Consider the following 19194-nt stretch of genomic DNA (forward strand, 5'->3'; position numbering starts at 1 on the left):
CCGCAGCAAACAATATGAGAAGCTGGAACTTTTATTTTCTAAAAAGGTTCCAGCTCACATTTATTGTTCTTTTCTGTGTAGTTCTTGGATCATTTTTTCAATTCTATTACCATATTCGATAGATTCATCGTATTTGTATTCGATATCTGGAACGATACGTAAGCGCATACGTGAACCGATTTCAGATTTGATAAAGCCTTTTGCTTTTTCTAAACCTTTAAACGTATCATCGACTTCTTTTTCATTGCCAAGTACCGTCAGATAGACCGTCGCAATCGATAAGTCATTCGTCAACTGTACATCAGTAATGGTAATAAATCCAATACGTGGGTCTTTCACTTTATTATTAATGATATCCATTAATTCTTGTTTCATTTGTTCCCCAACACGTTCTGCTCTCATATTCATTGTGTTTCACCTCTCTATCTTTTATTGTTAACTTATTTTCATTCACAGAGTATAAAATATAATATTTTCACACGTCAAACAGGAATGATACGAGGACAAGAAAAACGGTCGAGACATGAATCACTTGATTGCATTCTCAAACGTAACACATGTATCCCGACCTGTCTCACTGCCTAAAATTATCGTTCTACTTCTACGAGTTCAAAGGCTTCAATTACATCGCCTTCTTTAACGTCGTTATATTTTTCAAGTGTAATACCACATTCGTAACCTTGTGCGACTTCTTTCACATCATCTTTGAAGCGTTTAAGTGTGTTGATTTCACCTTCGTATTGTACGATACCATCTCTGATGACACGCACACCAGCGTTACGAGTAATTTTACCTTCTGTTACATAACTACCTGCGATGGTACCCATTTTAGATACTTTGAAGGTTTGACGTACTTCAACTTCACCGATGACTTTTTCTTCGTATTCAGGATCAAGCATCCCTTTCATCGCTGATTCGATTTCTTCGATTACGTTGTAGATGACGCGGTGTAAACGCATATCTACATTTTCTTCTTCAGCTGCGCGTTTTGCACCAGAGTCAGGACGAACGTTGAAACCGATAATAATACCGTTAGACGCATTCGCAAGTGTGACATCGGATTCATTGATGGCACCTACTGCAGTGTGGATGATACGTACGTTAACGCCTTCGACTTCAATTTTCATCAATGATGCAGAAAGGGCTTCAACAGAACCTTGAACATCACCTTTGATAATGACGTTTAAGTCTTTCATTTCACCTTGTTTCATTTGTTCGAATAAGTTATCTAATGAAACATTTTTACTGTCTTGACGGTGTGAAATGATGCTTGCTTCATGACGTGCTTCACCGATACGACGTGCTTGTTTTTCATCAGAGAATACGACGAAGCGGTCACCGGCTTCTGGTACATCATTAATACCAGTGATTTCAACCGGTGTAGATGGCCCTGCAGATTTAATGCGTTGACCTAAATCGTTGACCATTGCACGGATACGCCCATACGTATTACCTACAACGAGTGAGTCACCGACGTTAACTGTACCGTTTTGAACGAGTAGTGAAGCGGATGGTCCACGTGATTTGTCTAGTTCTGCTTCAATGACAGTACCTACTGCGCGTTTGTTTGAATTTGCTTTAAGTTCTTGTACTTCTGAGACAAGACCGATCATTTCTAGTAAGTCATCGATACCGTCACCACTAAGTGCTGAAAGTGGAACGAAGATCGTATCGCCGCCCCAGTCTTCTGGGATTAATCCATATTCAGTAAGTTCTTGCATGACACGGTCTGGATTTGCAGTTGGTTTATCGATTTTATTTACTGCTACGATGGTTGGTACTTCTGCTTCTTTTGCGTGGTTAATCGCTTCGATTGTTTGTGGCATCACACCATCATCAGCTGCCACAACGAGGATGGTAATATCAGTAACTTGAGCACCACGTGCACGCATCGTTGTAAATGCGGCGTGTCCTGGTGTATCTAAGAATGTGATTTTTTTACCATCATTTTCGATTTGGTAAGCACCGATATGTTGCGTAATACCGCCTGCTTCTCCTGCAGTGACTTTCGTATGACGAATTGAATCAAGAAGTGTTGTTTTACCATGGTCAACGTGACCCATGATTGTAACAACGGCTGGACGTTCTACTGCTTCTGGATCTTCAGATTCATCATCGAAATAAATGGATAAATTTTCTTCATCAACAACGACTTCTTTTTCGATTTCTACCCCATAATCATCTGCAATCAATTCAACTGTTTCATCATCTAATGATTGGTTGATGTTAGCCATGATACCTAAGAGGAATAATTTTTTAACGATGCCTGATGAATCAACGTTTAATTTGTTAGCTAGCTCGCCAACGGTAATACCTTCTTCGTAAGTGATTTTTGATGGCATTTCTTTAGGTTCACTTTGTTTGCCATTTTGTTTACCGTGTTGATTCTTTTTGTTTTGTTTTTGATTTTGGTTTTTATTTTTCTTGTTCTTTTTATTATTTTTCTTATTGTTAACTTTTTGTTTTTGATCTTTATGATTATGATCTTTGTTACCTTGATCATTAGGTTGTTTGTGATTATTTTGAGCAGATTTTTCTTTTTTATCCTGAGATGATTGCGCTTGTTTATTATATTTTTGATCTAGTGCTTTAATCTGACTGTCTTCTAGGGTTTGCATATGACTAGATACATCTATATCCATCGCCTTTAGCTCATCAATGACATCTTTGCTCTTCACATTTTGTTCTTTCGCATATTCGTAAATTCTTTTTTTACTCATATAATCACTCCTTACGATATTCATCTATCATCGACATTAACTTTGTCGCAAAACCTTGATTAGTTAAACCGATATTTACAGCTTCCGCTTTGCCTAATGCTTGGCCTAAAGCGTCCCTCGTTCCATATATACGCATAGGAATTTGATAGGATGCACACTTGTTTTTCATTAATTTGTGTGTGTTTTCAGCCGCATCTTCAGCAACGATGACCAATTTAATTCGTCGTTTTTTTATATCCGTTAAAATTACAGACTCACCGGATTTTACCTTACGCGCACGCATAGCCAGACCTAAAAAATTTTGGATCTTAATATCCATCATGTCGGTATGTCTTCACGATAAATCAAACGAATAATTTCTTTATAGACAGGTTCTAATGTGTCTTGGTCGGCATTGAAAAATTTCTCAAGCACTTGTTTATCACGTGCTTGTTCTACGAGCTCGACATCTTTTGTCACATAAGCGCCTCTGCCTTGTTGCTTTCCGCTTGGATCCGCAAAGATTTCTCCATTTTTATTTCTAACAACTCTTATCATTTCTTTTTTGGGTTGCATTTCGTTAGATAAAATGCATTTACGCATTGGGATTTTTCTTTGTTTCATGAGTTAATCCCTCCAAATCATTCTTCAGTTTCAGATTCAGTTTCAATTGTTTCAGCAGGTTCGCTTTCTTCTGAAGTGTCTACCTCATCGTCGATAACAGCTTCACTTTCCAAATCTTCTTCTGTTTCAGGCTGAATATCTGCTTCGTTCACTTCAGTTTCTGCTTCCACGTCTTCGTCAACGACTGCAGTTGCTGTTTCGCTTTCTTCTGATTCATTTTCCAATTTATTTGTTAACGTATCAGCTTCTGGATCTTCTACCGGGTATAAACCTGCTTCTCTAGCATCTGTTTCTGATTTAATATCAATTTTCCAGCCAGTCAATTTCGCAGCTAAACGTGCATTTTGACCTCTTTTACCAATCGCTAATGATAATTGATAATCAGGCACGACAACCAATGTAGATTGATCTTCTTCATCCACAATCACTTCTAACACTTGTGATGGGCTGAGCGCATTCTTAACAAAGATTTTAGGATCTTTATCCCATTGTACGATGTCAATTTTTTCTCCACCGAGTTCTTCTACCACTGCTTCTACACGAGAACCTTTTGCTCCAACACATGCGCCGACTGCATCGATATCGTCCATTTCTGAGTAAACACTGATTTTAGAACGATCGCCAGCTTCACGTGCCACTGATTTAACGATCACTGTACCATCAAAGATTTCAGGTACTTCTTGTTCAAATAACCGTTTTAAGAGTCCTGGGTGACTTCTTGAAACATAAATTTGAGGTCCTTTTGTCGTTTGTTCTACTTTATTTACATAGACTTTAATGCGTTCATTTGGAATGTATTGTTCATTAGGACTACGTTCTGCTGAAGATAACACCGCTTCAGTACGACCAAGATTAACGTAAACATAACGGTGATCCACACGATCGATAATACCAGTCATAATGTCTTCTTCTTTATCGATGAATTCATTATAAAGGATTTCACGTTCAGCATCACGTAGACGCTGCATCACTGCTTGTTTTGCAGCTTGTGCACCTACACGACCAAAGTCATTGGGTGTCACATCTTCTTCGTAAATGTCGCCCACTTCATATGCTGGGTTTTTTTCAAGTGCTGTACTGATATCGACTTCATCGCGATCATCGAGTACTTCATCTACAACATTTTTACGAGCGATGACTTTAAAGGTACCTTCGTCCATATTAAGCTCTACGCGAACACTACGTGCACTGTCATAATTCTTTTTATATGCAGTAATTAAAGCAGCTTCGATCGCATCGATTAAAACTTCTCTCGGAATTTTCTTTTCTTTCTCTAAATACTCTGTAGCTAATAATAGTTCATTACTTGACACAACTAATCCTCCTAAGTTGCTTAAAGCATGACTGCGTGGCGTGCTTTAGCAATTTTATTTTTCGGAATTTCAACTTGTTTCGTTTTTGCTTTATCTTTGACTTCCATCACGATATGGTCATCTTCAACTGACTGTAATGTGCCTAGCCATTCTTTTGCGCCTTCAGTCGGAGCGTATAATGACACATAAATCGGTTTAGAAATTGCATTTTGATAATCTTTTTCTTTTTTAATAGGTCTTTCAGCACCAGGTGAAGCGACATCAAGATAGTACATTTGATCGATGGGATCATGTTCATCCATCACTTCACTGATTTTTTCAGAAGCGAGCGTGCAATCGTTTAAGTCCACGCCGCCTTCTTTATCGATGGATACTCTTAAAAAATAATCTTTGCCTTCTTTTTCAAATAAGACTTCAACTAATTCAAAATTTAATTTATCTAAGACTGGCTGTATAAGCGTTTCTACTTGCTCTGTGATTTTACTCATCTCGTACCTCCCTATTTGCAAATAGAAAAGAGCGGGTATTAGCCCACTCTTCGTGTCTGAGTCTGAATTTAAGCACTTTAATTATAGCACAACTGTTGACTCAAAACAAATTAATATCTTTTTTCACTAACCGTTTACAGTATGTTAAACCTCATGAATACCTTATACGACACATTTTGGTTAAGGCACCTAATGAGATTATCATGAGGTCACATACTTTCTGTTCATCTTTCATAAACAATTTACATATCAAAAATAGATAATTGCGCTTTATCTGGTAAGTCTGGTAGAGAACCTAATTCATCTAAATAATCAATGACTTTTTGAGATAATCCTGCTTTTTTATTTAAATCTTCTTTAGATAAGAATGGTCCTTCTTCTCTCGCTTCTACGATACGTTTCGCAACGTTTTCACCAAGACCTGGGACAGCAATGAATGGCGGAATAAGCGTATCGCCTTCTATAATAAATTCGAATGCTTGGCTTTTTTCAAGACTGATGGGTTGCATACGATAACCTCGTTGTGCCATTTCATTCATGATTTCTAGTACAGTTAGTAAGTCTTTTTCTTTTTTACCTAAATCCATTGAACGGCTGTACATGTCTTTCACGGTATTGCGGATACTATCTTTGTCTTTAATCATCGTGATTAAATCAAAGTCAGATGCACGGACTGTGAAGTAGCTTGCGTAATAATAAAGTGGGTAATGCACTTTGAAGTATGCAATACGCACAGCCATAAGAACATATGCTGCAGCATGGGCTTTCGGGAACATGTATTTGATCTTACGACATGAATCCATATACCATTCTGGCACTTCATTTTCTTCCATGGCATCGACCATGTCATCCGTTAATCCACGACCTTTACGCACGAATTCCATCGTCTTGAAGGCAAGTGATGGTTCTAAACCGTTGTACATAAGATAAACCATGATATCATCACGACAACAAATGACGCTAGATAAGTCACATTGTCCTGAGCGAATCAAGTCTTGTGCGTTACCTAACCATACGTCGGTACCGTGAGATAGACCTGAAATTCGGACTAATTCTGAGAATGTTGTCGGTTTCGTATCTTCTAACATTTGACGTACAAAGGCCGTACCAAATTCTGGTACACCAAATGTACCCGTTTTACACATAATCTGGTCTTCAGTCACACCTAATGCTTCAGGTGAATTAAAGATACCCATCGTTTGTTTATCATCAACAGGAATCGTTTTCGGATCGATGCCTGACAAATCTTGTAACATCCGAATCATCGTCGGATCATCGTGTCCGAGAATATCTAATTTAAGTACATTATCGTGGATGGAGTGGAAGTCGAAGTGCGTCGTCATCCATGAAGCGGACTGATCATCTGCCGGATACTGTACGGGTGAAAAGTCGTAGATATCCATGTAATCTGGCACAACGATAATACCACCTGGGTGTTGACCTGTTGTACGTTTAACCCCAGTACAACCTTTGACGAGCCGATCTACTTCAGCGCCACGTTTATGAATACCTTGATCATTTAAATACCCTTTCACATAACCAAAGGCTGTTTTTTCGGCGACTGTACCGATTGTACCCGCACGGAATACTTTATCTTCACCGAAGAGTACTTTCGTGTAGTTATGCGCTTCTGGTTGATATTCCCCACTGAAGTTCAAGTCGATATCGGGAACTTTATCCCCTTTAAATCCTAAGAACGTTTCAAATGGAATATCGTGCCCATCTTTAATCATATCGCAGCCACAGTGTTCACATTTTTTATCTGGTAAGTCAAAACCAGAACCGACAGAACCATCATCAAAGAAGGTACTTTCTTTACATTTCGGACAAATATAATGCGGTGGCAGTGGATTTACTTCTGTGATTTCAGTCATCGTTGCTACAAAGCTTGACCCAACAGACCCACGTGATCCAACTAAGTAACCGTCATCGAGTGATTTCTTAACCAAACGTTGTGAGATAAGGTAGATAACTGAGAAACCATTCCCGATAATACTTTCTAATTCTTTTTCTAAACGATCTATCACGATTTGTGGTAAATCTTCACCGTAGATCTCTTTAGCATGGGTATAGCTAAGTTCACGAATTTCTTCGTTCGCGCCATCCATACGTGGCGTATAGAGTTTATCTTTGATCGGTACCACACGCTCGATGCGGTCAGCGAGTTCGTTCGTATTTTTAACAACCAATTCGTAAGCTTTATCTTCCCCTAAGAAATGTAGTTCTGACAACATTTCATCTGTAGTTCTAAAATGTGCTTCCGGTAACGTTGAACGATTTAATGGATTACCTGGTTGTGAAGCAATCAATATTTTTCTTGCAATCGCATCGTGTTCAAATAAATAGTGTGCATTGCCGGTCGCAATCACAGGGATTTGATTAGCTTCTCCTGCTTGAATTAATCGATCATAAATTTCATGTAATGTGTCGTTATCACGTACCAGTTCACGATCGATAAGGTCTTGATATAAGGCTGGGGGTTGTACCTCGATGAAGTCATAATATTTCGCGATGCGTTCCACTTCTGATTGGTCTTTTTGCATCACTGCTGTAAATACTTCACCTTCATCACATGCTGTACCGACTAAAATACCTTCACGATATTCATCTAATAATGAACGAGGAATTCGCGGTGTGTGGTAATAATATTTCACGAGTGACGCACTCACAATTTTGAAGAGATTTTTGAGTCCTTTTTGGTTTTGTACGATGAGTGTTACATGGTTCGGACGTGCACGTTTATAAGCATCTTCGTTAGATAATGATTGATTGATGTCTTTATGGTTTTTGACATTTAATTCTTCGAGTTGTTTCAACATTTTAATAAAGATATAAGCTGTCGTTTCTGTATCGTAAATGGCTCTGTGGTGTTGTGTGAGTTCAACGCCGTATTTTTTGGCCAAATAATTCAAACCGTGTTTACCGTATTCAGTATTGATAGTACGGGATAGTTCTAATGTATCGATGACACCGTTCGTTGATTCACCAAAGCCAAGACGTTCATAACCGGTATCGATGAAGCCCATATCGAAAGAAGCGTTATGTGCGACAAAGATAGCGTCTCCTACCCATTCTTTGAATTCAGTTAATACTTCATCGATTTCTGGTGCATCTTCTAACATATCATCCGTAATATGTGTAAGGTTTTTGATCGTATCTGACAGAGGTTCATGTGGATTGCTGAAACGTTCAAACTGATCAATAATCTCACCGTCTTTGACTTTAACGGCAGCGAGTTCGATAATGTGATCGTATTGGTTAGACAAGCCGGTCGTTTCGACGTCAAATACGACATAGGTTGCTGTTTTTAACTCACGATCTTGGGGTTTATACGCGATTGGAACCCCATCATCTACGAGCATTCCTTCCATACCATAAATCATTTTTATATCATTTTTCTCAGCCGCATTGTGGGCTTCTGGGAAGGCCTGAACGACATTATGGTCTGTCACAGCAATGGCTTTATGGCCCCATTTAGCAGCTTGTTCAACATAAGATGTAATACTTGGCACCCCATCCATTTGACTCATTGAAGTATGTAGATGGAATTCAACACGTTTTTCAGGTGCTTTATCTTGTTTAGGTGATTTTTTAATTTCTTCGATATCATTCATCATCATGACGAGGTCACGGACGAATGAATCCTCTTCAATACGTCCTTGAGCTCGAACCCATTTACCTACACTGAGTGCTTTAAAATGTTCAAGGTCATCTTTGTTTTTACGTGTAAACATTTTGAGTACAAGTGAATCCGTATAATCGGTCACTTTAAGTTCGATAATGTGACGTCCACTTTTTAGTTCTTTAATATTCATATCAAAGATTACGCCTTCGATGGCAACTTTATATTCTTCTTCAACGATTTGTTCAATTGGGCGTACTTGTTCAACTTGAATAGGTTTACCGATTTGACATTTTTCTACTGTACTTTCATTGTTGTCTTGTTGTTTTTCTTTTTCGGCTTTCATTTTTTCAAGCTTTTCAGTCGTTTCTTTGGCACTTTGTTCATCTTCTTGTTGAATGTAAGCTTCTAATGACGCAAGGTTTTTATCCTGATCCGTTTCGTCTGTCTCAAAAACGACTTTATTAATATCAAAACCACATTGTTTAAAAGCCTTCACTAAGCAACCATTACATACTTTGTCAAAATGATTGCGTTCGATATCGTTTTGGCAGATGACTTTTAATACGTTACCTGATACAATCAATTCTTTTTGTTTTAATTGTCCCTTCACTTTCGGAGATAAAGCAGTTTGATCTATACAATGACCGAAATACTTACCAGCATGTTCATCTTGGTTTGACGTATCACGTATCGTAAATTGCCAATCTACATCCGCAATAGGACTAAATTCTTCCTTGATCGCATGCGTAAATAACGTATAATCTTCCTGTGATAAAAAGCGTGGTAATGTAATTTGAAAGGTCCAACTGCGAGATTTTGTCGACACATCTATGCGTGTTAACTCACTGTTTTCTAAAATATCTTCATCCAATTGATTCGCTATTTTCACTTGATCTGCAAGGATTTTAAATTTTTCCTGACTTGTCATGGTCATGACGTTTACCACCTTATTTTCCTTCTACATGCGCACACTTTGTCGTCATGCATTTTTATTAAAAATCATTTCATGCAGCTAAAATTTCATTAATTAATATGATAATACGAATTTAAATTATTTTCTATTCGTTTGGTTTAAACAAAGAAAACGGGAGAGAGACGTGTATGAATGAAATACGTTTCAATCTGAGGTCTCTGGTTCCCGTTTAAAATTCACTTTAAAAGTACGTTTATTTTACTTCTTTCACTAAGTTTGCCACATATTGGTTGACGTCGTTGATAGAGACTTCCTCACTATCACCAGTATCGCGACGTTTAACTTCTACGATACCGTCACCCGCTTTTTTACCTACGACGATTCTCACTGGTATTCCGATGAGGTCGGCATCATTGAATTTCACACCTGGGCTTTGTTTGCGATCATCATGTAATACATCATAGTTTTCATTAAACTGCGCATAAAGTTCTTCACCAAGGTCACGTTGTTCTTCTTTTTTCGGATTGACAGTAATGATGTGGAGATCAAATGGGGATACCGCTTTTGGCCAAATAATACCACGGTCATCGCTGTTTTGTTCAACCACTGCACTCAACGTACGTGATACCCCGATGCCATAGCATCCCATGATTAATGGTTGCGCTTTACCTTGATCATCTAAGAATGTTGCGTTCATAGGTTCTGAGTATTTCGTTCCTAATTTGAACACTTGTCCGACTTCGATACCTTCTGCGAATTTTGCATCTCCCGAACCATCTGCTAAAGGTTCCCCTTCAGTAATGAAACGGAAGTCACTATATGCTTCTACCGTGAAATCACGGTCTGCATTGGCATTCACATAATGATAGCCATCTTCATTGGCACCAATCACGAGATTTGTTAAATCTTGAACGTGATTATCTGCATAAACTTTAACATCTTTATCTGTAATTGGACCTAAAGAACCAGGGTGCGCGCCTAATAAATTAACAATGTCATCTTCTGTCGCAATTTCGACTTCTTCAGTTTGGAAGTAGTCTTTAACTTTTACTTCGTTAATTTCATGATGACCACGTACGAGAATTAAAATATATTCGCCTTGTACTTTGAACACCATCGTTTTAACGATTTCATCCAGCGGTTTGTTTAACATTTCAGCAAGTGCTTCGGCGGTTTTCACATCGGGTGTTTCTATTTTTTCTAAATCCTGTGGAGTTTCTTCTTTTTCTGAAGATTCATAAACGACTGCAGCTTTTTCAATATTAGCGGCGTAATCGCTATGATCACTGTAAACAATCGTATCTTCACCAATTTCACTCAATGCCATAAATTCATGAGTATGGCTACCCCCGATGGCACCAGAATCTGCTTCAACAGGACGTGCATGAATTCCGACGCGTTCGAATATTTTAGTATAGGCTTGGTACATATCTTGATAAGTTTCATCGAGGGAAGCTTCATCCGCATGGAATGAATAGGCATCTTTCATGATGAATTCTCTTCCTCTTAATAACCCAAAGCGTGGACGTTTTTCATCTCTGAATTTAGTTTGGATTTGGAACAACGTCATTGGAAGTTGTTTATATGATTTTAACTCATCACGTACAAGAGACGTCACTACTTCTTCATGTGTAGGGCCTAACGCAAACTCACGTCCATTGCGATCGTTGAGACGCATGAGCTCTGGACCATATGCAGACCAACGTCCAGATTCTTCCCATAGTTCACCTGTTTGAAGTACAGGCATTAAAATTTCTAATGCGTTAATATTTTCCATTTCTTCACGAATAATACGTTCGATTTGGTTCAACACACGAGCCGCAAGCGGTAAGTAGCTATACACACCACTTGTATTTTGTTTAATCATACCTGCTTTAAGTAATAAGCGATGACTTGTAGCTTCTGCCGTAGCAGGCACTTCTTTCATCGTAGGAATAAATACTTTCGATTGTTTCATTCAATAACAGTCCCTTCTTATAAGAAATAGCGTTGGATATCATTCCACGTGACGAGTACCATAATGATCAGTACGAATACAGCACCAATAGCAACGATGGCTGTTTCTGCTTTTTTGTTTACAGGTTTTCTAAAGATGGCTTCATAAAAGACGAAGAGGATACGTCCACCGTCTAATGCTGGAATTGGTAATAAGTTCATCAATCCTAAGTTTACACTTAAAAGTGCAGTCCAACCAATTAGGTTAATAATACCTGTTTTTACAACGGAATCGACTTGGTGATAAATACCCACTGGTCCGTTCAGCATATCGAAGGAGAATTCACCTGAGAAGATACTGCCTACCATTGCGACGATCGCTGTGAAAATCATTTTACCTGCATCAATCGATTGTTCAATTCCGGTAGCAATCGGTTGAACGATAGTATGCTCTGTTGCAGGTTTAATACCTAATTTATAGGATGTTTCAGATGTCAGTTTGGTTTGTTGTTCAACCACTTTTTTCGGTTGCACATGAACTGTCTGAGTTTCACCATCGCGTTTAATCGTCAGTGCTGTATCTTTGCCTTTTGTCGCATCAAGTGCGGGTTGTAATTCACTGTATTTAGAGATCTCTTTATCTCCTACTTTAACAATTTCATCTCCTGATTTAAGGCCTGCTTTTTGCGCAGGGAAATTGTCAGCAACCTGATCGACAGTGCTGACGGGTGTACCTTGATAGTAAGCAAGGCCTACGAAAAGCACAATAGTGAGTAGGAAGTTAAATAATGGACCTGCAAAGAGAGTTAAGAACTTCTGATATGGTTTTTTATACGTAAACTGTCTATTTTTGGGAGCAATTTGGATTAAACTACCATTTTCAACGAAGAAAGCTTTATCTGCAATGTTGTAGTGGTGGCGTTCATCATCGAAAGCTGTCACACCTTCAATATATAAACCATCTTTGAAATCTGCTTGTTTCACTTCGATAGCTTCAATTTTTTGGAATTTATGTTGATTATCTAAAATGATGTGTGTGATTTCTTCATCATCATTGAGTTTAATCTTCACATGCATTCCGGGTTGTACGGGGGGCTCTTCAAGTCCATCACCCGCCATGCGCACATAACCACCTACTGGAAGTAAGCGGATAGTATAGAGTGTCTCATTTTTTCGGAAACTAAATATTTTAGGACCCATACCGATGGAAAATTCTGGACACATAATACCTGCGCGTTTCGCAAAGAACATATGACCATATTCATGGACTGTAACAAGGACCCCAAAAACGATAATAAATGCGATTATGGTTACTAAAAAGCTCAACGATCTCCACCTCGTCTATCTTCATTCAAATTATTCGTTATCTATGTATAGGGTCGTTTTAAAGTTGATTATAAAACGACTGGGATTATAAAAGTATAACACAATTGAAGCGAATTAGAAATTCAGTTCTAAGATTCAATGTGATCTGATGTTATTTAAACATCATGACATTAAACAGATAAAATGAGATGTCATCAACTTGAACCTCAAGTAAATCAACATCTCATCATCAGGTTTACATTTGTATCAATAATATATTTAATAATGGTAACACGAACATAAAGCTATCAAAGCGGTCTAATATACCGCCATGACCAGGCAAAATACGTCCTGAGTCTTTGACACCGAAATGGCGTTTGAACCCTGATTCTACTAGATCTCCTAATTGACCAAACATACTTAAGATCACTGTATAAATCAGCAACAACCAGATGGCTACGTTAAAATCAACGAAGAGCATCATTACAAGTGGCACAAGTAAACTACAAAAGATGCCGCCGATAAATCCTTCAATTGTTTTGTTAGGGCTAATAACAGGCCATAATTTGTGTTTACCGATTAATCGGCCAAATATGTATGCGCCTGTGTCAGTAAGCCAAACAACTAAGAATGCTAACAAGATGTAATGTAAGCCTTCAGCACGTGTTTCATACAAATACATGAAACCGATCCCTACATAAGAAATAGACATGAGACAAAATGCAGCGTCCATGAAACTAAATCTATTCTTAGATAGTACAGTATAACTCAATAAGATAAAGCTCAACGCAATGAGAGATTTTAACTGTAAATTTCCAACCCAATCCCCAGCATTTTGCGGTAACATAATCACTAGAATACCGAGCGCACTGATGATGCCGGGTATAGAGAGGAATTTAATCATATTCATATTTAAAAGCTCTTTTAACGCAATAAAAGCTAATAAATATGAAAAAACCATTAGCAACATGCCGCCTTTAAGCAATATAGGAAGGAAAATAATTAATGCTACAATAGCTGTTAATGTTCTTACTTTCATACCTCACTTTACTCCTAACTATGATAACCCGCCAAATCTTCTTTGACGTGATTGATATATTTTTATACACGCATTGAGTGCTTCGCCATCAAAGTCTGGCCATAATTTATCATTGAATACAAATTCACTATAAGAGAGCTGCCAAATCAAAAAGTTACTTAAACGCTCTTCTCCAGATGTACGAATGAGCAATTCAGGATCTGGGAAACGAGAAGTCATTAACTGATTTGCAAATGATGTCTCGTCGATATCTTCAATATTCAGTTCGTTCGCCTGTACTTTTTTACATACCTGTTTAACCGTGTGAACTATCTCTGCTCGTCCACCATAATTAATCGCAAAAATTAATGTCAAACCTGTATTATGAGCTGTTTCACGCTTTGCCTTTTCAATCGCTTCAACTGTAGGCTTAGGAAGCCCTTCCATAAAACCAATCGTTTCTACTTTGATGTTGTTTTCAATGAGTTCTGGTAAGAAGGTATTGAGAAAATTAACAGGTAAATTCATAATATAATTTATTTCATCTTGGGGACGAGACCAATTTTCTGTTGAGAACGCATAGAGTGTTAGATATTTAATACCAAGTTTGCCCGCTTCTTTAGTTACGGTCTTCACTGTTTGCATACCTTGGTAGTGCCCTTTCACTCTCGGTAAATTTCTCTGTTTAGCCCAACGGCCGTTACCATCCATTATAATCGCGACATGTTTCGGTATGTTTTGAGCATTTAAGTCATATGTTAATTCACCTGGCTGTGTTTTTTTCTTATTTCTAAGCTTTTTAAACATGGTCTTTCCTCCGAGCATAGTTATCCTGTTTTAAATAAGTGATATGTATAATTAACTATCATTCTATCATATTCAATTGACTCATTACATAATCAAACAAAAAAACTGTACCAAAGTCTGATTTGATACAGTTTCAAGAAGTGTGCATTCGTTTTAATATAACGGTTTATATTGTATTATCACATATTTAGCTACAGTGAATTTCTTACAGCATGTGAACAGATCGCACACCTACCTATTCCTAAGATAGGTTATTCAATGGCATGTCAATTAAACTGACATGATGTCGTTTTCTTTATCATCGATGAGTTGATCAATTTCTTTGATTGAATCATCAGTTAAGCTTTGGACATCGTCAGTTTGACTTCTTAAATCATCTTCTGTGATATCTCCATCTTTTTGTTGCTTTTTCAAAGTATCATTGGCATCACGGCGCACGTTACGTACTGCAACTTTCGCATTTTCACCAATTTTTTTAACTTCTTTGAACAACTCTTTACGGCGTTCTTCAGTTAGCGCTGGTACAGTAATACGGATCACTTCACCGTCACTCGTTGGGTTTACGCCTAAGTTTGCAGCAATGATTGCTTTTTCAATATCACCAACAGACGTTTTGTCATAAGGTGAAATGACAAGTAAGCGTGCTTCAGGCACATTGATGCTTGCCAGTTGTTGCACGGGTGTTGGTGCACCATAATAATCGACTGTCACGCCGTTTAATAAGTTAGAGTTTGCTCTTCCGGCACTAATGTTAGCTAATTCTTGTGATAGGTTATCGATCGATTTATTCATTTTGGCTTTCGTATCTTTAATGATATCAGTCATACTCATACACCTCTAATTATTTTGTAATTAATGTTCCTATTTTTTCACCCATTACGGCACGTTTAATGTTACCTTCTTCCATGATAGAAAAGACATTTAACGGAATATTATTATCCATACAGAATGAAGAAGCTGTAGAGTCCATGACTTGGAGCCCTTCTTGTAACATTTGAATATGTGTAAGGTGATCATATTTAATCGCATTTTCGTCCACTTTAGGATCTGCTGAATAAACGCCATCTACATTGTTTTTGCCCATTAAGATGACATCAGCTTCAACTTCTGCAGCACGTAATGCAGCAGTAGTATCTGTTGAGAAATAAGGGTTACCGATACCTGCAGCGAAGATGACGACACGTTTTTTCTCTAAGTGTCTAATTGCACGACGGCGGATGTAAGGTTCAGCAACTTGTTTCATTTCGATTGAAGTTAGTACGCGCGTATCACATTCTAATTGTTCTAAGCTGTCTTGTAACGCAAGTGCATTCATGACTGTCGCTAACATGCCCATGTAATCTGCAGTACCACGATCCATACCTAAATCGCTTCCTGTTTTACCTCGCCAAATGTTACCGCCACCGACGATGACAGCAATTTCGCAATCCATTTTTGCAACTTCAGCGACTTGGGATGCAATACTTTTGATAATCATTGGATTGATACCAAAACCTTTTTCACCCGCTAATGCTTCGCCACTTAATTTTAGAACAACACGTTTGTATTTAGAAGTCTGAGCCATTGTTTTATCCTCTCTATAGAAAATATGTAGTTAATACAAGTAAAGAAGACACAGCAGGATCTTCCAATACAAAAGGGAACCTTTTATTGGGTATCACAAAGGTGTCTTCTTCCTCGTACAATTTATGAAAATTATTTCATTTGTCCTTTAACTTCTTCAGCAAAGTTTTCTTCACGTTTTTCCATACCTTCACCTACTTCGTAACGTACGAAGTCTGAAAGTTGTCCACCTTTAGATTTTAAGAAACCTTCAACAGTTTGATCTGGATCTTTAACGAAGTTTTGATCAACAGCACAAATTTCTTTCAAGTATTTACGTAAGCGGCCTTCAACCATTTTTTCAACGATTTTTTCTGGTTTACCTTCATTTAATGCTTGTTGCTTTAACACTTCTTTTTCATGTGCAATTTCATCGTCGCTAACTTGTTCAGATGAAACATATTTTGGATTAATTGCAGCGATATGCATTGCAACATCTTTAGCTGCATCTTCATCAGTTGTACCTTCAACTACTGATAACACGCCGATACGTCCGCCCATGTGTAAGTATGAACCGAATGCATCGTTGTCTGATTTACTGCGTTTAGCAATACGACGGATGCTAAGTTTTTCACCGATTGTTGAAGTTGCTTCTTTCATGCGTTCGTCAACTGTTTGGCCACTTTCTAATTTAGAATCCATAAGTGCGTCAACGTTGTCAACATCAGCATGAATAACTTGTTGTCCAATTTCTTTTACTAAAGCTTGGAATCCTTCGTTACGTGCAACGAAGTCAGTTTCTGAATTGATTTCAACGATTGAAGCTGTGTTGCCTTCAATTTCAACGTGGACAAGTCCTTCTGCTGCAATACGGTCAGCTTTTTTAGCTGCTTTAGCAATACCGTTTTCACGTAAGTAGTCGATTGCTTTATCCATGTCTCCATCAGTTTCTGTTAGCGCTTTTTTACAGTCCATCATACCTGCGCCAGTTTTTTCACGTAGTTCTTTTACAAGTTTAGCTGAAATTGCCATATCTTTATTCCTCCAATTATTCCATTTTTTAACTGTATTATTTTAAAAAAAGGTGATAAGCATGAAAATCTTATCACCCATTTTACATTATTCTTAGTTTGATTCAACAGAAGTGTTTTCTTCAGTTGTATTTTCTTCAGTAGCTTCTTCATTTGATTCTTCTAAATCAATGTTTTGTTCTGCTGCTACTTCATCATTAGATACACCTTGTTGACCTTCTAAGACTGCGTCAGCCATTTTACCAGTTAATAATTTAACGGCACGAATAGCGTCATCATTTGCAGGGATTACGTAGTCGATTTCATCAGGGTCGCAGTTTGTATCAACGATACCTACGATTGGGATGTTTAATTTACGTGCTTCTGCAATTGCATTGCGTTCTTTACGAGGATCAACGACGAATAATGCTTGCGGCATTGATTTCATGTCGCGAATACCACCTAAGAATTTAATTAAACGGTCGTATTCTTTTTTAAGTTCAACGACTTCTTTTTTAGGTAATACTTCAAATAAGCCGTCTTCTTCCATTTTTTCGATTTCAGAAATACGTTTGATACGTTTAGAAATTGTTTTGTAGTTAGTTAAGATTCCACCTAACCATCTTTGGTTAACGTAGAATTGACCAGCACGTTCTGCTTCAGCTTTCACTGATTCTTGTGCTTGTTTTTTAGTACCAACGAATAAGACTTTACCGCCATCTTCGCTTAATTGTTTAAGGAAGTTGTATGCTTCCCCAACTTTTTTCACTGTTTTTTGTAAATCGATAATGTAGATACCGTTTCTTTCAGTGAAGATATATTTTTTCATTTTTGGGTTCCAACGGCGTGTTTGGTGACCGAAGTGAACACCTGCTTCTAACAATTGTTTCATTGAAATAACTGCCATAATTTAATTCCTCCTATTGGTTTTTTACCTCCACAAATCGCTAGTACAATAACGATTGGCTACCAATCGCACCGATTGTACTTCAACGCTTTTGTGTGTGTATTGGCACTTTAGCCGTCAATTAATATACCATAACTGACATAAAAAGGCAATAGGCAAACTCGTTTTCACAGTTAAAACAACGGGTTTTTAAAATGCCTATTGCAATGTCATCAATTTTTACGTCTTATTCTGATTTCAAGCGTTCAAGTTCGTCTAAGAATCTATCTTTTTTAACTCGAATAAATGTTCCTTTCATACCAAGAGAACGAGATTCAATGACGCCCGCACTTTCTAATTTACGTAGTGCATTAACAATTACTGAACGCGTGATACCTACACGGTCTGCTACTTTAGAAGCGATGAGCAATCCTTCTTTACCGCCTAATTCTTCAAAGATGTGTTCAATTGCTTCACTTTCTGAGTAAGATAATGAGCTGATTGCCATGTTGATGGCCGCTTTATCACGCGCATCTTGTTCGACTTCATTGTGTTTTTCACGAAGAATTTCCATACCGATGACAGTTGCTGCATATTCACCTAACACTAAGTCATTTTCAGAGAAGTCGTCTTGAACACGTCCAAGTACGAGCGTACCTAAACGTTCACCGCCACCTAAGATTGGGAAAATCGTCGTTTTGCTTTCGTTGAATAATTCTTTGTTTTCTGGTGGAAATACTGTAAGCACTTCGTCTATCCCAATGTTAGATCTTGTTTCTCTCACGTCCATGAGTTGTTCAGTGTATTCACTAGGAATATGTCTATCTTCTAACATGTCAATGATACGTTGGTTTTTCAATAATTCATTTAAACTAGAACCGAGTATTTTACCTTTTCTTGAAACGATAAATACGTTTGATTCAGTGACACTGCTGATTGTTTGGGCTACGTCTTTAAAGTTTACTGCAATCCCTTTATGCTTTTGTAAAAGTATATTTAATTCTCTTGTTTTGGATAATAAACTCATTA

The 19194-nt window shown here is 37.8% G+C and carries 16 protein-coding genes; all 16 read right to left on the bottom strand.

Features of this window, described 5'->3' with window-relative positions; genetic code table 11:
* Positions 1-60 precede the first annotated feature (60 nt).
* A complete protein-coding gene (rbfA, locus tag ACSBRB_RS02640) occupies positions 61-408 on the bottom strand; it encodes a 30S ribosome-binding factor RbfA (RefSeq protein ID WP_059106656.1) in 348 nt (115 codons plus the stop codon).
* A gap of 179 nt (positions 409-587) precedes the next feature.
* Positions 588-2720, bottom strand: a complete 2133-nt coding sequence (infB, locus tag ACSBRB_RS02645; protein WP_435031490.1) for a translation initiation factor IF-2 — start codon at positions 2718-2720, stop codon at positions 588-590.
* 4 nt (positions 2721-2724) lie between these two features.
* Positions 2725-3042 (bottom strand): L7Ae/L30e/S12e/Gadd45 family ribosomal protein, encoded by a 318-nt coding sequence (locus ACSBRB_RS02650; RefSeq protein WP_435031491.1) that lies wholly within the window; start codon positions 3040-3042, stop codon positions 2725-2727.
* Entirely contained in the window at positions 3039-3323 is a 285-nt protein-coding gene (rnpM, locus tag ACSBRB_RS02655) for an RNase P modulator RnpM (RefSeq protein WP_435031492.1), read from the bottom strand. The genes ACSBRB_RS02650 and rnpM overlap by 4 nt, the downstream gene beginning before the upstream one ends.
* A gap of 17 nt (positions 3324-3340) precedes the next feature.
* Positions 3341-4636 (bottom strand): transcription termination factor NusA, encoded by a 1296-nt coding sequence (gene nusA / locus ACSBRB_RS02660; protein WP_435031493.1) that lies wholly within the window; start codon positions 4634-4636, stop codon positions 3341-3343.
* A 20-nt stretch (positions 4637-4656) separates the two neighbouring features.
* Positions 4657-5124, bottom strand: coding sequence for a ribosome maturation factor RimP (gene rimP / locus ACSBRB_RS02665; protein WP_435031494.1), 468 nt, complete (start codon positions 5122-5124; stop codon positions 4657-4659).
* A gap of 242 nt (positions 5125-5366) precedes the next feature.
* Positions 5367-9683, bottom strand: a complete 4317-nt coding sequence (locus tag ACSBRB_RS02670; RefSeq protein WP_435031495.1) for a PolC-type DNA polymerase III — start codon at positions 9681-9683, stop codon at positions 5367-5369.
* A gap of 232 nt (positions 9684-9915) precedes the next feature.
* Positions 9916-11619 carry a proline--tRNA ligase gene (locus ACSBRB_RS02675; RefSeq protein ID WP_435031496.1) on the bottom strand — a complete coding sequence of 568 codons (1704 nt, stop codon included), beginning with the start codon at positions 11617-11619 and terminating at the stop codon, positions 9916-9918.
* 17 nt (positions 11620-11636) lie between these two features.
* The gene (gene rseP / locus ACSBRB_RS02680) at positions 11637-12923 is read right to left on the bottom strand and encodes an RIP metalloprotease RseP (protein WP_435031497.1); all 1287 of its coding nucleotides are present in this window, start codon (positions 12921-12923) and stop codon (positions 11637-11639) included.
* A 235-nt stretch (positions 12924-13158) separates the two neighbouring features.
* A complete protein-coding gene (locus tag ACSBRB_RS02685; protein ID WP_059106665.1) occupies positions 13159-13941 on the bottom strand; it encodes a phosphatidate cytidylyltransferase in 783 nt (260 codons plus the stop codon).
* A gap of 18 nt (positions 13942-13959) precedes the next feature.
* On the bottom strand, positions 13960-14727 hold the full coding sequence (gene uppS, locus ACSBRB_RS02690) for an undecaprenyl pyrophosphate synthase (RefSeq protein ID WP_435031498.1): 768 nt from the start codon (positions 14725-14727) through the stop codon (positions 13960-13962).
* Between the two features lie 270 nt (positions 14728-14997).
* The gene (frr, locus tag ACSBRB_RS02695) at positions 14998-15552 is read right to left on the bottom strand and encodes a ribosome recycling factor (RefSeq protein WP_435031499.1); all 555 of its coding nucleotides are present in this window, start codon (positions 15550-15552) and stop codon (positions 14998-15000) included.
* 16 nt (positions 15553-15568) lie between these two features.
* Positions 15569-16291, bottom strand: a complete 723-nt coding sequence (gene pyrH / locus ACSBRB_RS02700) for a UMP kinase (protein ID WP_059106668.1) — start codon at positions 16289-16291, stop codon at positions 15569-15571.
* A 131-nt stretch (positions 16292-16422) separates the two neighbouring features.
* A complete protein-coding gene (gene tsf / locus ACSBRB_RS02705; RefSeq protein WP_435031500.1) occupies positions 16423-17301 on the bottom strand; it encodes a translation elongation factor Ts in 879 nt (292 codons plus the stop codon).
* A gap of 93 nt (positions 17302-17394) precedes the next feature.
* Positions 17395-18186, bottom strand: coding sequence for a 30S ribosomal protein S2 (gene rpsB, locus ACSBRB_RS02710; RefSeq protein WP_435031501.1), 792 nt, complete (start codon positions 18184-18186; stop codon positions 17395-17397).
* A 226-nt stretch (positions 18187-18412) separates the two neighbouring features.
* The gene (gene codY / locus ACSBRB_RS02715; protein WP_435031502.1) at positions 18413-19192 is read right to left on the bottom strand and encodes a GTP-sensing pleiotropic transcriptional regulator CodY; all 780 of its coding nucleotides are present in this window, start codon (positions 19190-19192) and stop codon (positions 18413-18415) included.
* Positions 19193-19194: the final 2 nt, after the last annotated feature.

The organism is Staphylococcus auricularis (genome assembly GCF_051172115.1).
GTDB lineage: Bacteria > Bacillota > Bacilli > Staphylococcales > Staphylococcaceae > Staphylococcus > Staphylococcus auricularis_A.

What these genes read in the sequence shown, in the direction of transcription:
- rpsB (WP_435031501.1), bottom strand. Translation starts at nt 18,186, where the DNA reads ATGGCAGTTATTTCAATGAAACAATTGTTAGAAGCAGGTGTTCACTTC.
- ACSBRB_RS02675 (WP_435031496.1), bottom strand. Translation starts at nt 11,619, where the DNA reads ATGAAACAATCGAAAGTATTTATTCCTACGATGAAAGAAGTGCCTGCT.
- codY (WP_435031502.1), bottom strand. Translation starts at nt 19,192, where the DNA reads ATGAGTTTATTATCCAAAACAAGAGAATTAAATATACTTTTACAAAAG.
- tsf (WP_435031500.1), bottom strand. Translation starts at nt 17,301, where the DNA reads ATGGCAATTTCAGCTAAACTTGTAAAAGAACTACGTGAAAAAACTGGC.
- frr (WP_435031499.1), bottom strand. Translation starts at nt 15,552, where the DNA reads ATGACTGATATCATTAAAGATACGAAAGCCAAAATGAATAAATCGATC.
- ACSBRB_RS02685 (WP_059106665.1), bottom strand. Translation starts at nt 13,941, where the DNA reads ATGAAAGTAAGAACATTAACAGCTATTGTAGCATTAATTATTTTCCTT.
- rimP (WP_435031494.1), bottom strand. Translation starts at nt 5,124, where the DNA reads ATGAGTAAAATCACAGAGCAAGTAGAAACGCTTATACAGCCAGTCTTA.
- rbfA (WP_059106656.1), bottom strand. Translation starts at nt 408, where the DNA reads ATGAATATGAGAGCAGAACGTGTTGGGGAACAAATGAAACAAGAATTA.
- uppS (WP_435031498.1), bottom strand. Translation starts at nt 14,727, where the DNA reads ATGTTTAAAAAGCTTAGAAATAAGAAAAAAACACAGCCAGGTGAATTA.
- rnpM (WP_435031492.1), bottom strand. Translation starts at nt 3,323, where the DNA reads ATGAAACAAAGAAAAATCCCAATGCGTAAATGCATTTTATCTAACGAA.
- infB (WP_435031490.1), bottom strand. Translation starts at nt 2,720, where the DNA reads ATGAGTAAAAAAAGAATTTACGAATATGCGAAAGAACAAAATGTGAAG.
- pyrH (WP_059106668.1), bottom strand. Translation starts at nt 16,291, where the DNA reads ATGGCTCAGACTTCTAAATACAAACGTGTTGTTCTAAAATTAAGTGGC.
- ACSBRB_RS02650 (WP_435031491.1), bottom strand. Translation starts at nt 3,042, where the DNA reads ATGATGGATATTAAGATCCAAAATTTTTTAGGTCTGGCTATGCGTGCG.
- ACSBRB_RS02670 (WP_435031495.1), bottom strand. Translation starts at nt 9,683, where the DNA reads ATGACCATGACAAGTCAGGAAAAATTTAAAATCCTTGCAGATCAAGTG.